Genomic DNA, 14,795 nt, shown 5'->3' on the forward strand with positions numbered 1-14,795 from the left:
CCTGCGGCCGTGCGCCCACCAACCACCCCACCCCGCCGGCCCCCCGCAGCCCGCGTGGGGCGGGCGGGGCCTTTTCCGCGCCGAAGCCACTGGTCCAGCCGTCGGCAGCTGCCCTGCACATCGCCTCCCCGAGGCCCACTGCCTGCCGGGGTGCCTGAAAGTCCTCGATTTCATTGCCGCCAGGTTCGCGGCTTACGCCGCTCCCACAAGCCACTTTGGCATGCCAAAAAATTTCACAGAACAAAAGAAACCCCAGCAACTTCAATCAAAAAGCCTCCATGGATTTCACATGAAACAAAAATAGCCACTGAAATCATTGATATATAGGCATCACCAGCTTCGCGCCGAGAGTGAAAATTTTTTGCAGTGCGCCTTGACATCGTTGTCACGAAGCGCTGACACTCCGCATGCCGCAACGCCAACAGGTGTCGCGCCAACTTCCAGGGGACGTGCGTGGTTGCCAGCAGGAATCCAACAGCCAAGCTGACCACTCCCACATCTGTCGCGCCATTGCTGGCCGCGGATGTGGGCGGCACCCACGTCCGCGTCGGACTGGTACAGCCAGGCAGCAGCACCGGCGCGCCCATGCAGTTGCTGGCCTACCGCCAGTACCGCTGCGCCGACTACCCCGACCTGAGCAGCATCCTTGCCCAGTTCCCGGTCGACCACGCCAACGTGCGCGAATGCGCCATCGCCAGCGCCGGCTACGCCCTGCCCGATGGCACGGTGATCTCCGCCAACCTGCCGTGGCCGCTGTCCTGCAACCGCATCCGCGATGACCTCGGCTTCGCCGCGGTTCACCTGGTCAACGATTTCGAAGCCGTGGCGCATGCCGCCGCACATATCGACACCAGCGATGCCCTGCAGCTGAGCGGACCGGCCACCGCTGCCGAGGGTCCCGTACTGATCGTTGGCCCCGGCACCGGACTGGGCGCGGCGCTTTGGATTCCCAATGGCAATCGCTCAATGGTGCTGGCCACGGAAGCCGGGCAAGCCTCGCTGAGTGCCAGCAGCCCGCTGGAAGTCGCCGTGCTGCAGCACATGCTGCACGGGCGCAGCCATGTCGCCATCGAACACGCCTTGTCTGGCCCCGGCCTGCTCAATCTGTACAACGCGCTGTGCGCCGTGCGCGACACCCTGCCCGTGCACACCACACCCGATGCAATCAGCGCCGCCGCCTGCGACGGCAGCGATCCGCATGCCGAACAAACGCTGCAGCTGTTCTGCGCGATTCTCGGCTCGACCATTGGCGACATGGCGCTGCTGTACGGCGCGCAGGGTGGCATTTATCTGGCCGGCGGCATCCTGCCGAAGATCAGCCAGTTCCTCATCAACAGCAGCTTCGCCGAGCGGCTCCTCAACAAGGGGCCGATGCGCGAGGCGCTGCAACGCATCCCCGTGAAGTTGGTAGAGCACGGGCAACTGGGCGTCATCGGCGCCGCCAGTTGGTATCTGGGACGCAGGGAAACAGAACCCGTCGCGTCGAGTCCGGCAGTACCGCAGGTGCATGAGGCTGTCTGCTCGTGCACGGGTTCCCACTGAACTACATACGGCCGGTTCGCCGGCATCCATCAATGATGAGGAGAGACATCATGAGATACCGCAAGTCCGTACTATCCGCCGCCATCGTCACCTGCCTGAGCTTTTCCGCGCACGCGCAGGATGCTGGCCAGGAAGCCACCGAGCTTGACCGCGTCGTCGTCACCGGCATCCGCGCCAGCCTGCAGCAGTCGCTGGAAACCAAGCGCAATGCCGACGCCATCGTCGACGTGATCACCGCCGAGGACGTGGGCAAATTCCCGGCCACCAACGTCGCCGAAGCGATGACGATCATCCCGGGCGTCACCATCGACCGTGCCTACGGCCAGGGTGAAAAGGTGTCCATCCTGGGTACCGATCCGGCCTTGAACCGCACCCTGCTCAACGGCCAGTCCATCGCTTCCGGCGACTGGAACATGTCCGACTTCCCGACCCGCACCTTCAACTACTCGCTGCTGGCGCCGGAAGTGGTTGGCAAGCTGGAAGTATTCAAGTCACCGGAAGCCCGCATCGATGAAGGCTCCATCGGCGGCACGGTGATCGTTTCCACCCGCAAGCCACTGGACATGCCGGAGAAAGTCAGCGTTTCCGGTCGGGTCAGCTATGGCCGCAATGATCGCATCGAGAAAACCGACCCAAGCGCCTCCGCCGCCTTCGCCTGGAAGAACGAAGCCGAGACCTTCGGCGTCATCGTGTCCGCCCAGGCCTCGAATGAAAGCATCCGCCGCGACGGCATCGAGTCCTACGGCATTGTCCGCGCGAAGGACTACATCGGCGGGCTCGGCGGCTCCAATGGCTCGGTGACCAACCTGCCGACCGACTGGTCGGTGCCACCGAACCCGGATGGCTCGCAGCCCACCTCGCCGGCAACCTGCGTCGGCAAGTGCGCCGAGACGCTGTACGCCAATCCGGATGCAGTCGGCCCCAACTCGACCAGCGCCCATTTCTTCGAACAGGAACGTGAGCGCAAGACCTACTCGCTGGCATTGCAGTTCAAGCCCGTCGAGCAGATGAACATCGAGTTGAACGCGCTGAAGATCAACGCCAACTTCGATCACATGGCGCAGTCGATGTTTACCCACCAGGGCAATACCTGGAACAGCCTGAAGACGCTCACCGACATCACCGTCAAGGATGGCCTGATCACCAGCGCCAGCCACAAGAACGGCCTGGTCGTGTTCGACCTGCAGAATCGTCGCGCACAGGTGGACTCGGCAACTTACGACATCAAGGTGGACTGGAACGACGAGCGCTGGTTCGCCTCCACCCACATCGGCCGCACCAAGGCTGATGGCGGCCCGAAGCAGGTGTTCGGTGAGTTCCTCGCACGCACCGATTACACCTGGTCGATCGCCGACGCACCGGGCAAGCCTGGCAGCGTCGAATTCACTGGCGCCAACCCGTTCCTGAACCCCGACCAGTTCCAGATGGATGGCGGCTGGGGCGCAGACCCGACCAAGCCGACCTGGAACACCGGCTGGGGCGGCAACCTGGTCGAGAAGCCGACCACCGACAAGGAAACCTATGGCCAGGTCGACTTCGGCATCAAGCTGGATTCGCCGGTCTACCTGCTGCGCTTCGGCTACAAGCAGCGCAAGCATGAGACCACCCAGATCCAACGCGGCATCGGCCTGGCATCGGTCGCTGGCTACGGCGACGCCAAGGCCTCGGACTTCGATCCGCGCGTGCTGCCGGACAACTACCTGAAGGGTTTCAGCGGCTACGGCGACCTCGGCGAACGCTTCACCATCGACGGCTGGAAGCTGGCCGACTACATCACCAGCGGCAAGTGGCTGGCGCCGTGGCAGACCATGCCGGTGGTGTCGCCGTTCAGCGCCGAGGAATTCGCCCGCAACAACTGGTCGATCAATGAAGACATCGGTGCCGCTTACCTGCAGGCCGACTTCAGCTTTGATCGCGTGCGCGGCAACATCGGCGTGCGCTATGTCCGCACCGACCTGGAATCGGGCAGCTACGCCTGCAATACCGGCCTGGCCGGCTGCACCCAGGGCGGCTGGTCCGCCGAGAAGCTGGCCGCGTCCTATGACCACGTGGTGAAGAAGAACAAGTACAACAACCTGCTGCCCAACTTGAACGTGGCCTTCGACGCCACCGACAGCCTGGTGCTGCGTGCGTCCGTCGCCAAGACCATGGCACGCCCGAACTACACCGATGTGTCGTCCTACCTGTGGCTGTCCGATACCGCACTGACCGGTGGTGGCGGCAACCCCAGCCTGAAGCCCTACCTGTCGACCAACGTCGACTTCTCGGCCGAGTGGTACTTCTCGGAGAACGCGATCCTTGCCGGCTCGATCTTCTACCGTGATGTCTCCGACTACATCCTCACCGAGTCGACGCCGGAAACCCATTGGAACCAGAACCAGAACAAGAACGACACCTACCTGGTTGACCGCCCACGCAACGCCGGTGACGCCAAGATCAAGGGCTACTCTGTCGCCTGGCAGCAGAACTTCGGTGCGGGTTTTGGCGTCATCGCCAACTACACCTACTCCGATGGCGAAGCCACCGGCGGCCGCCCGCTGCCGTTCAATTCCAAGAACCAGTTCAACATCAGCCCGTTCTTCGAGAACGACACCTGGACCGCACGCGTCACTTACGGCTGGCGTGACAAGTACTTCACCCAGGTCAGCGCAGGCCGTGAGCTGTGGACCATGGATTACGCCTCGCTGGACGCATCGGTTGCATTCAAGATCACCGAGAACCTGTCGGTCGGCCTGGATGCGATGAACCTGCTGGACGAGGAGTACCACTCCTACTCCGGCGTCGAGCAGCTCACCCGCGGTGCCTACCTGAGCGGCCGTCGTTACAACGCTTCGCTGCGCTTCAACTTCTAAGCCAGCAGCAACGCAACACCTGCTTTTCCGCTGTTCTTTCTCCTCCAGCGGGCCTGGGTTTTCCAGGCCCGCTTTTTTTTGTGCCCGTGCAGGCAATCGCTGCAATGAAGCGGAACCGCAATTACCAATGAATTGACGCTGAACATAATTTTCAGACATCAAATAAATATCGTTGAATCCATTTCAGTAGATATGAATCAAAATTTCCTTTCATAGCAAATTTGCTTTATTAAAAGCATTAAACGCATGAAATCACATTCTTAAGCTGGGATTTTTTCATGAAAATTATTTTTGCAAAAAGCAAAAATTCACCGCAAACTGCACTCCTGGCTGAACACCGGTAGTCCCGCGCTCCACCCAACGCATCGAGGCATGACGTGGACAAGCATCGCCAGCAACACCTCCACTTTTTCCACGTCGGCAGCCTGCATCGCAGGGCGGCCGCGCGCGACGTCATCCCCACGACCGCCTCTGACTGACGCCAGATTCCACGCGGCCGGCCAGCTCGCTGACCGCGACCATCTAACCGCATGCCCACCCGGGCTGCGGCAATCACTGACCGGCTCGCATTCGTCGGCCATCCATCAGCAAAGGGAGAGAGACCTTTGAACCACCGCAAGTCGCCGCTCACCGCCGCCATCATCAGTTGTCTGGCAATCAGCTTCTCCGCCGCCGCCCAGGACGCGCAGAAAGAAGCAACCGAGCTTGACCGTGTCGTCGTCACCGGTATCCGCGCCAGCCTGCAGCAATCGCTGGAGACCAAGCGCAATGCCGATGCCATCGTCGACGTCATCACCGCCGAGGACGTGGGCAAGTTCCCGGCCACCAACGTCGCCGAAGCGATGACCATCATCCCCGGCGTCGCCATCGACCGCGCCTTCGGCCAGGGCGAGCGCGTCAGCATCCTCGGCACCGATCCCTCGCTCAACCGCACCCTGCTCAACGGCCAGACCATCGCCTCGGGCGATTGGAACATGTCCGACTTCCCCACCCGCACTTTCAATTACTCGCTGCTGGCACCGCAGCTGGTTGGCAAGATCGAGGTGTTCAAGTCGCCCGAAGCCCGTCTGGACGAAGGCTCGATCGGCGGCACCGTGATGATCAGCACGCGCAAGCCCCTGGACATGGAAAAGTCGCTGACCATCTCCGGCCAGGTCGGCGTGACCCGCAATGAAGTGGCCAGCACCAACGACCCGAACGCAGCCCTGCTGCTGGGCTGGAAGAACCAGGCCGAGAACTTCGGCGTGGTGTTCTCGGCACAACGCGATGAAGAAAACATCCGCCGCGAAGGCTACGAGGCATTCAACGTCATCACCGCCAGTGCATTCAATGCGTCGATCGCCAACGGCACCTGCGCTGGCGCCTGCGCCGACGCGATCCGCGCCAATCCGAACGCCATCGGCGTCAACTCGGCCGGTGCCGGGTTCTTTGAGCAGGAGCGCAAGCGCGACACCTATACCCTGAGCCTGCAGGCCAAGCCGGTCGACAAGCTCGACATCGAGTTCAATGCCTTCGCCATCGATGCCAGCTATGACCATCAGACCCACCCGATGTTCATCAACCAGGGCAACAATTTCCACAGCGGCGGCAGGCTGACCGACATCACCATCAAGGATGGCATCGTCACCGGTGGCAAGATGAAGAACGCGCTCTCGATCTTCGACCTGCAGAGCCGTTGGGCCGAAACCGAATCGCGCACCTACGACCTGAAGGCCGCCTGGAACGACGAACGCTGGTCGCTCAGCACGCAGATCGGCAGCACCCGTGCCGATGCCGGCCCGCGTCAGTTCTACAGCGAATTCCTCGCCCACACCGACTACGAATGGAAGGTCAAGAACTCCGACACCAACCCATTCGAAGTCAGCTTCCCGAACGGCAACCCGTTCACCGATCCGTCGCTGTTCCGTTTCGAGAACTGGGCCGGCAACGTGGTCGAAAAGCCGACCGTGGACAAGGAAAAGTACGGGCAGATCGACTTCGGCCTGAAGCTCGACTCACCGGTCTACCTGCTGCGCTTCGGCTACAAGCAGCGCGATCACTTCGTCGGCCAGGTGCAGCGCGGCTTCGCACTCAACACCACAGCGACCAACAGCGCCGGCGAGTTCGGCCCGCGTCCGATGCCGGGTGATTACCTGTCCGGCCTTGGCAATGGCGGCGCACTCTCGGATCGCTTCACCGTTGATCCGGCCAAGCTGTACGAGTGGATCATGAGCGGCAAGTGGTTGGCGCCGGGTGCTTCGATGCCTGCGCTGTCGCCGTTCAACTCCGGCGAGTTCGCGCGCAACACCTGGTCGATCGAGGAAGACAGCAAGGCTGTCTATGCCCAGGCCGATTTCAGCTTTGATCGCCTGCGCGGCAACATCGGTGTCCGCTACGTGCGCACCGAGACCACCAACGAAGGCTATACCTGCGCCAACAACCTGAACCCCTGCCCGCAATGGGAAACCGTCGTCGCGGGCAAGAAGTACAACAACGTACTGCCCAACCTCAACCTGATCTACGACCTCAACGATGATGTGGTGCTGCGCTTCTCCTCGGCCAAGGTCATCGCCCGCCCGAACTATGCGGACATGTCCAGCTACATCTGGCTGACCGACCTGAACCTGTCCGGTGCCGGCGGCAACCCTGACCTGGATCCGTACCAGTCCACCAACTTCGACTTCTCCGCCGAATGGTACCTGTCGGAGAACGCGATCCTGGCCGCTTCGCTGTTCTACCGCGACGTCAAGGATTACATCCTCAACCAGTCGCAGAAGGAAACCCACTACAACATCAACCAGAACCGGGATGATCTGTACGACGTGACCCGTCCGCAGAACGCAGGCAACGCCAAGGTCCGCGGCTATTCGCTGGCATGGCAGCAGGGCTTCGGCGCGGGCTTCGGCATCGTCGCCAACTACACCTTCTCCGATGGCGAGGCCGATGATGGCCGTCCGTTGCCGTTCAACTCCGAGCACCAGTTCAACATCAGCCCCTACTTCGAACAGGGCAACTGGAGCGCACGGGTCACTTACGGCTGGCGCGACAAGTACTTCACCCGCATGGCTGCGGCCAACACCCAGGTGTGGACCGATGACTACGCATCGCTGGATGCCTCCGTCGGTTATCGCATCAACGACAACCTGGCCATCCAGATCAACGCCATGAACCTGCTCAACGAGAAGTACCACAGCTACTTTGGCAGCAAGGCGCTCACCAATGGCCTGTACACCACCGGCCGTCGCTACATGGCGTCACTGCGTTTTGATTTCTAAGTCAGGCAACCGCTGCTGATGCCGTACCGCGGGCCCGGTTCGCCGGGCCCGCCCCTTCCTCCGCATTCACCTCTCCACGACTCTGGCCGGGCCACCCCGATGCATGTTTCCTTCTGCAACAGTGCTCCTGTACGGCGCCAGCAACACGCCTGGAAGCGAATGCTGCCCGTCTGCCTGTTGGCAATCAGCGGCCTCGCACAGGCACAGACAACCGATCTGTCCGGCTACTGGCTTGGTGAGATAGGCAGCGTACGCGAGAAGGTCGTGATGGGATTGCAGCTGCAGGCTGACGCCGACGGCCGCTACGACATGCAACTCGACCTGCCTGTGGCCCACCTGCAACGCCTGCCGCTGCCCGACAAGGCCGACTTCGACAACAAGGTGCTGGCGCAGGGCGCAGTGCACATGCGTCTACATCAAACAGGCAACCGCCTTGTTGGCAGCATGCTTGGCGACGGCGAGCAGGTCAGCCTGCGCCGCGCCAGCCGCGAACAGCTCCCCGCTGCAACGCATCCCGCCACCGACACGGAAACCTTGCCGGGCCCGCGCTGGAGCACCCGCCTGGGCGGACAGATATTCGCCTCCCCGGTAACCCATGAAGGCATCGCCTATATCGGCACGACCAGCGGCGCGGTATCTGCAGTCAGGCTGGACGACGGTGCGGTGCTGTGGACCGCAACGACCGGCTATCCGGTGTATGCCAGCGCATTGGTGACCGCCGATGCGGTATTCGTGAGCAGCGATGGCGGCTACCTGCATCGCCTCGACCGCCATAACGGGCGCGAACAATGGCGATCCGCCATCCAGGGCAGCCAGACCAGCCGCGAACCACCGCATCCTCAACTCGCCGCCTGGGAATGGCAGGCGCCGCGTCCACTGCTCATCGACGGACAGCTCTACATAGGCGGCGCCGATGGCACCGTGCAGGCACTGGATGCAAAAGACGGTGCCATGCGCTGGAAGATGCAGTTGCCCGGCCGCATCCTGCACAGCCCCGCCAGCGATGGCAGACACCTGTTCCTCGTCAGCGAAACAGGTGCCCTGCAGGCATTGGCGCTGCGCGATGGCAGCCCAATCTGGCAGTACCGCATGAAGTCCCGACCCGGAGCAGCGCCGATGGTGCACGCCGGCCGCGTGTTCGCCAACGATCGCAGTGGCGTGCTGTACGCGCTCGATGCGGCCGATGGTCACCCGCGTTGGCGCAGCCAGTTCTGGACGTCGTGGATAGAGTCGGAACCCGCCTTCGATGGCGACACGCTGTATATCGGTTCTTCCGATCTACGCAAGATCAGTGCGATCGATATCCGCAACGGACACGTGCAATGGCGCACCGATGTGGGCGGATGGAGTTGGGGAACGCCACTGCAGCTGGGCGATCACCTGATTGTCGGCATGGCGGCGGGCAAGCCGTATTTCCTTGAACACAGCGCCGGCATCGGCCTGCTCGATCGCCGCGATGGTCGCCTGCTGGCGCGGCGCACGATGCCGGCCGGGCATGGCTTTCAATGGGGCATCGCCGGCAACCTCGCTACCGATGGCAACATCGTGGTGGCCGCCGACATCGAGGGGGTGCTGAACGGCTTCGCCCTTGATGCGATGATCCCGAAGCGCAGCAGTGCTGCCTCCTTGCCATCACCTGCACTGCTGCAGGTCGGCTCCGTCTTGCCTTCCTCCCCCCATGGATTGCAGCAACCGTAACTTCAACCGCGAACGCACCAACGTGCGGCTGCACGCCAGCCGACATTTCGAAGAGGATTCACGATGACCGGACACCGACTTCCCACCCGTGCACTGTACGCCGCGCTGCTGCTCGCAATGGTCGCGCCCAGTGGCCATGCGCTTGCTGCCACCACAACCGCGCCCGCGTCGTGGCAACAGCCGGTGGAAGTCACAGGCGCCAGCATCATTCCGCGTCCGGTATCGGTACAGCCGGGCAATGGTCGCTTCTACGTTGATGCATCGACCCGTGTCATCGCTGCAGACGCTGCCAGCGAAGTCGCCAACCAGTTCACCCTGCTGCTGGCGCGCACCACGCCGCTGCAGCTCAGGACCAGCAGCAGTGGCCAGGCCAAGGGCGCAATCCAGTTCCGCATCAACAAACCTGCCGCCAATGCCGCTTCGCCGGAAAGCTATTCGTTGCGCATCAACAGTGATGGTGTGCTGGTCGAAGCCGGTGATGCGCGTGGTCTTTTCTATGGCGCCATGTCGCTATGGCAGCTGCTTTCCGGCACACCCGCAAACAGCATCACCTTGCCGGCGATGCAGGTGGAGGATGCGCCGCGTTTCAGCTGGCGCGGCTTCATGCTCGACTCGGCACGCCACTTCCAGAGCATCGACGACATCAAGCTGATCCTCGATGCGATGGCCACGCACAAGCTCAACACCTTCCACTGGCACCTCACCGATGACCAGGGCTGGCGCATGGAGATCAAGCGCTACCCGAAACTGACCGAAGTGGGCAGCTGTCGCGCGGCTGCGGGCGAAGCCGGCATCGGACCCGATGGCAAGCCGCATCTGTACTGCGGCTACTACACGCAGGAACAGATCCGCGACGTGGTGGCCTATGCCGCCGCACGCCACATCACGGTTGTGCCCGAGATCGACGTACCTGGCCACGCCCAGGCCGCGGTTGCCGCCTATCCGGAACACGGCGTTGTCGATGGCCCGACCCAGCCATCCGCCAATTGGGGCGTGAACCCCTACCTGTTCAACCCGCGCGAAGAGACCCTGCAGTTCCTGGAAAACATCCTGGCCGAAGTGCTGGAGATGTTCCCGGGCCAGTACATCCACATCGGCGGCGACGAGGCAGTGAAGTACCAGTGGCAGGATTCGCCGCAGGTGCAGGCCTATATCCGCGAGCTGGGTCTGAAGGACGAAGAAGCACTGCAATCGCACATGCTCAAGCGGCTGGAAAAGTACCTGGAAGACCACGACCGCAAGCTGATCGGCTGGGACGAAATCATCGAAGGCGGCTTGCCGCCGCAGGCCACGGTGATGTCCTGGCGCGGCATCGAAGGCGGCATCGAGGCGGCCACCCACGGCCACGACGTGGTGATGACGCCGGGCAATACCTTGTACCTGGATTTCCTGCAGACCAATCTGCCGGAAGAACCCACCGGCCGTCCCAAGTTCACCTCGATGCAGCGCGTCTACGCGTTCGACCCGGTGCCGGCCGAGCTGACCCCGGCGCAGCGAAAGCACGTGATCGGCGTGCAGGCCAACATGTGGACCGAGCACACCCGCAACGGCAAGGACCTCAAGCACAACGTGTTCCCGCGTCTGGCGGCGCTGTCCGAGATCGCCTGGACGCCGCTGCAGAACAAGAGCTACGACGACTTCCTTGCACGCCTGCCGGCGCAGTTGCAGCGCTACAAGGCATTGGGTATTGATTACGGCCAGACCGCGTTGTCGGTGGCAATGAAGCGTCAGGACGATCGTGCAGCTGAGAAGGTGACGGTCGAGCTTTCCAACCCGCTCAGCTACCGAGACATCCGTTACACCACCGACGGCAGCACGCCGACCGCGCAGTCACCGGCCTATCCCGGCGCGCTGACCTTGCCGGTGCCGACCGTGCTGACCGCGTTGACCTTCTTCAACGGCAAGCCGGTGGCCGACAAGCCCAGCCAATGGAACTTCGATGCGCAGTCGCTGCTGACCCGCACCGACAAGACCCTGGCGCAATGCCCGCAGGGCGGCCGCCTGCTGCTGCGTCTGGTCGATGACAACCCGCTGCACGGTGAGCGTGACAACTTCGACGTCACCATCTTCAACCCGTGCTGGTTGTGGGAAGACGCGCAATTGCAGGACATCGCCTCGCTCAAGGTGCGCGCCGGTCTCATTCCCTACAACTTCGGCCTGCTGCGCCCCGAGGAAGCCAAACGCGGCTTCCGCAAGCCGGTGAGCCAGTACGGCGAGTTTGAAGTGCGCGCCGGCTGCGAGGGCCGCGTGCTGGCCACCGTGCCGCTGCCGCAGCAGCCGGGCAAGGATGGCTTCATTGAACTGGAGGCGCCGTTGCAAGCCGGTGCCGGGCAGATCACCGACCTGTGCATGACCTTCAGCGGCGATACCCGTCCGCAGATGTGGGTGCTGGACCAGGTGCGTCTGCAGCCGAAGCAGTAAGGCCCGGGGAGCAATCACCGGGAAGGCGCGGTGCGGTACGTGAGTCCTCTCCACCCACGTCCCGCACCGCACCGACTTTGCAAAATCACCGGCGACTTGGCAGCGCCTGTGATGGCGCAAACGTAGCAGCCCAAGGGCCGCCTGCGGAAGTGCCATAAGGGCGGAAATAGCTGATTTATCTAAAGAATTAAGTTGCAGCCGCAACCAGAACAGGTTGCGGCGCAGCCCGGCGGCCCACTAACGGCTCAACGCCCTTGCAGCCTCAACAGCACATCCCGCAGCGGCGTCAGCACCGTCAGCATGCCGATCAGTACACCGCTGGCATTGGCCAACGCATCCATTGGATCAGCCATGCGCGTGGCAGTCAGGGCGCCTTGCGCCCACTCGATGCCCACGCCCATCGCCACCAATCCTGCGGCCACCCAGCACAGCGCGCGGCGGCTGCCGAACAGCTGCACCGCACTGGCGGACAGGACGAAGTAGGCCAGCAGGTGCTCGACCTTGTCGCTGTTCTGCGGCAGGTTCAGTTCTGGCGGCGGGATCAGGCATACCACGATGACGGTCAACACCGCCGCACACCACAGGCCCAACCAGAACCCCTGCCGACGCAATGGCTTCAGCGTCGTGCTTACAGCCGCCACGTCAGGTCACCGAGCAGGAAGGCCGCCGACATGTCGACGTCGCGACTGAAGCCCATCACCTGGAAGCGTTCGCCCATCTCGGTTGGCAAGGTCAGCCGCTTGAGCTGGTCGCGCAGGCGCAACTGGCCGACTTCATCGGTGCGCTCCTCGGCCTGCAGCAGCAGATCGGTGATGCCGTTGCCGAGCAGGAAGTTGGCCTGGTTGCTGTAACCGGCCAGATCGAAACCGGCGTTGGTACCGGCTTCAGCCAATGCGGTGAAATCCACCGATGCGGTGATGTCCTGCAGGCCCGGCCACAGGAACACGTCGTTGTGCACGCGGTGCCGGTAGAACGCACGTATCGTGCCGTCGTTGCGATCGTGCTGGTAGAACTCGCTGCGCGAATAGCCGTAGTCGACGAACAGCATCGCACCACGCTGCATGCCACCGGCCACGGCCTGGATCCAGTACGGCAGCTGCGGCAACACCTCGGAGCGGTAACCGTGCGCGAACGGACGCTCCAGATAGCGTTCCACATGCCGCACCGCGCCCAGCATCAGCTGGTCGGCCGGTTGCGCGCCGCGCACGAAGCGGCCTTCGCCATCGAGCTCGACGGTCTCTTCATAGATCTCGCCTTCGTCGGCGAGGAAACGCGGTGTCGGCAGGGCATCGATCACTTCGTTGGCGAACAGCACGCCGTCCCAATCGTCATCGAACGGCCGGTCCAGCCACTCCACCAACGCAAACACCGGCGGAATCAGTGCACGTTCCAGGCGCTCGCGCTGACGCTCGCGCAGGTCGGCACTGGGCTCGAGGATCGCGTAGCGCTCGGGCAGCGCGTCCAGCTCCAGCAGGCGCTTGAGCATGATTTCGGCAAACGCCCCGCTGCCGCCACCCAGTTCCAGCATGCGAGCCTGCGGGCCGAGCTGCTTCAGCACCGGCGCCACCGCATTGGCAGTGGTGGCGGCAAACAATGACCCGATTTCCGGCGAGGTGACGAAGTCACCGGCCGCACCGAATTTGCTGGCCCCGGCGCTGTAATAGCCCCAACCCGGCGCATACAGTGCCAGCTCCATGAAGCGCGAGAACGGCACCGCACCGCCTTGGGCGAGGATGTCCGCACGCAGGTGCGCGGCCAGCTGCTCGCTGTGGGCGAGCGCATCTGAATCGGGGGTTGGCAGGTCGGAATGCATGATGCGGCGGTTTGCGAGGACAATGCACAGGATAGCTGAGTAAGGAAATTCCAGATGACAGAATCCCAACGGGTGGCCCTGGTCACCGGCAGCGCGCGCCGCATCGGCGCCGGCATTGCCCGTCACCTGCATGCCCATGGCTACCGCATCGCCCTGCATGCGCACCAGTCCAGCGAGGAGCTGCAGTCACTGGCCTTCGACCTGGAGAGCGAGCGCGCCGGCAGTGTATTGGCGCTGGAGGCTGATCTGCGCGACGTGGCCGCCCTGCCCGACCTCGTCGAACAGGCGGTCAGCCACTTCGGCCGGCTGGATGCACTGGTCAACAACGCCTCCAACTTCTTCCCTACCCCGTTCGGGCAGGTACAGCCGGAGCAATGGGATGAATTGTTCGCGGTGAATACGCGTGCACCGTTCTTCCTTGCACAGGCCGCCGCGCCGCACCTGATCAAGCAACGTGGTGCCATCGTCAACCTGACCGACCTGCACGCCACCCAGCCGCTGCGCGAGCACCCGGCCTACAGCTCGGCCAAGGCCGCGCTGGAGATGGTGACCCGCTCGCTGGCACTGGAACTGGCCCCGCATGTACGGGTCAATTCCATCGCCCCCGGCGCCATCCTCTGGCCCGAGCAGGGCAAGAGCGAGGCGGCCAAGCAGAAGCTGATGGAGCGCACCCCGCTGGACCGCCTCGGCACCCCGCACGAAATCGCCTCGGCGGTACGCTGGCTGCTGGACGACGCCGGCTACATCACCGGCCAGACCCTGCGCCTGGACGGCGGCCGCCTGCTGACCTAGTGCCACGCACCCGTAGTGCCGAGCCATGCTCGGCAGTGGCTTTACCAGCGAACAGCTGCCCTCACCCCAACCCCTCTCCCGCACGCGGGAGAGGGGCTCAGGAAGCCTTCGCCACGCCCACCGTAGTGCCGAACCATGCTCGGCAAGGGCTTTACCAGCGAACAGCTGCCCTCACCCCAGCCCCTCTCCCGCATGCGGGAGAGGGGCTCAGGAAGCCTTCGCCGCCCCCACCGTAGCGCCGAGCCATGCTCGGCAGGGGCTTTACCAGCGAACAGCCACCCTCACCCCAACCCCTCTCCCGCGGCTCAAGAAGCCTTCGCCACGCCCACCGTAGTGCCGAGCCATGCTCGGCAAGGGGCTCTACCAGCGAACAGCTGCCCTCACCCCAACCCCTCTCGCGCACGCGGGAGAGGGGCTCAAGAA

Annotated in this window: 8 protein-coding genes; 6 read left to right on the forward strand and 2 right to left on the reverse strand. The window is 63.3% G+C overall.

Annotated elements, in window-relative coordinates; genetic code table 11:
* Positions 1–453: 453 nt before the first annotated feature.
* The 5 genes from glk to AC1VWL_RS15875 all read left to right on the forward strand — a co-directional run bounded on the left by glk (position 454) and on the right by AC1VWL_RS15875 (position 11,767).
* Positions 454–1,542 (forward strand): glucokinase, encoded by a 1,089-nt coding sequence (gene glk, locus AC1VWL_RS15855; protein WP_482987328.1) that lies wholly within the window; start codon positions 454–456, stop codon positions 1,540–1,542.
* 50 nt (positions 1,543–1,592) lie between these two features.
* The gene (locus AC1VWL_RS15860) at positions 1,593–4,394 is read left to right on the forward strand and encodes a TonB-dependent receptor (RefSeq protein WP_482987329.1); all 2,802 of its coding nucleotides are present in this window, start codon (positions 1,593–1,595) and stop codon (positions 4,392–4,394) included.
* A gap of 605 nt (positions 4,395–4,999) precedes the next feature.
* Positions 5,000–7,648, forward strand: coding sequence for a TonB-dependent receptor (locus tag AC1VWL_RS15865; protein ID WP_482987330.1), 2,649 nt, complete (start codon positions 5,000–5,002; stop codon positions 7,646–7,648).
* A gap of 159 nt (positions 7,649–7,807) precedes the next feature.
* A complete protein-coding gene (locus AC1VWL_RS15870) occupies positions 7,808–9,346 on the forward strand; it encodes an outer membrane protein assembly factor BamB family protein (protein ID WP_481615697.1) in 1,539 nt (512 codons plus the stop codon).
* Between the two features lie 63 nt (positions 9,347–9,409).
* Entirely contained in the window at positions 9,410–11,767 is a 2,358-nt protein-coding gene (locus AC1VWL_RS15875) for a beta-N-acetylhexosaminidase (RefSeq protein ID WP_482987331.1), read from the forward strand.
* A 245-nt stretch (positions 11,768–12,012) separates the two neighbouring features.
* Here the strand turns inward: AC1VWL_RS15875 and AC1VWL_RS15880 are convergent, their stop codons facing one another.
* Together AC1VWL_RS15880 and AC1VWL_RS15885 are read right to left on the reverse strand one after the other, a co-directional pair.
* Positions 12,013–12,408, reverse strand: coding sequence for a VanZ family protein (locus tag AC1VWL_RS15880; protein ID WP_482987332.1), 396 nt, complete (start codon positions 12,406–12,408; stop codon positions 12,013–12,015).
* Positions 12,396–13,580, reverse strand: a complete 1,185-nt coding sequence (locus AC1VWL_RS15885) for a class I SAM-dependent methyltransferase (protein WP_482987333.1) — start codon at positions 13,578–13,580, stop codon at positions 12,396–12,398. The genes AC1VWL_RS15880 and AC1VWL_RS15885 overlap by 13 nt, the downstream gene beginning before the upstream one ends.
* Before the next feature lie 54 nt (positions 13,581–13,634).
* Between AC1VWL_RS15885 and AC1VWL_RS15890 the strand changes: the two genes are divergently transcribed.
* Positions 13,635–14,372 (forward strand): pteridine reductase, encoded by a 738-nt coding sequence (locus AC1VWL_RS15890; protein WP_482987334.1) that lies wholly within the window; start codon positions 13,635–13,637, stop codon positions 14,370–14,372.
* The last annotated feature ends 423 nt before the right edge of the window (positions 14,373–14,795 follow it).

The organism is Stenotrophomonas sp. STEN063 (assembly GCF_056854515.1).

What these genes read in the sequence shown, in the direction of transcription:
- AC1VWL_RS15860 (WP_482987329.1), top strand. Translation starts at nt 1,593, where the DNA reads ATGAGATACCGCAAGTCCGTACTATCCGCCGCCATCGTCACCTGCCTG.
- AC1VWL_RS15870 (WP_481615697.1), top strand. Translation starts at nt 7,808, where the DNA reads ATGCTGCCCGTCTGCCTGTTGGCAATCAGCGGCCTCGCACAGGCACAG.
- AC1VWL_RS15875 (WP_482987331.1), top strand. Translation starts at nt 9,410, where the DNA reads ATGACCGGACACCGACTTCCCACCCGTGCACTGTACGCCGCGCTGCTG.
- AC1VWL_RS15885 (WP_482987333.1), bottom strand. Translation starts at nt 13,580, where the DNA reads ATGCATTCCGACCTGCCAACCCCCGATTCAGATGCGCTCGCCCACAGC.
- AC1VWL_RS15890 (WP_482987334.1), top strand. Translation starts at nt 13,635, where the DNA reads ATGACAGAATCCCAACGGGTGGCCCTGGTCACCGGCAGCGCGCGCCGC.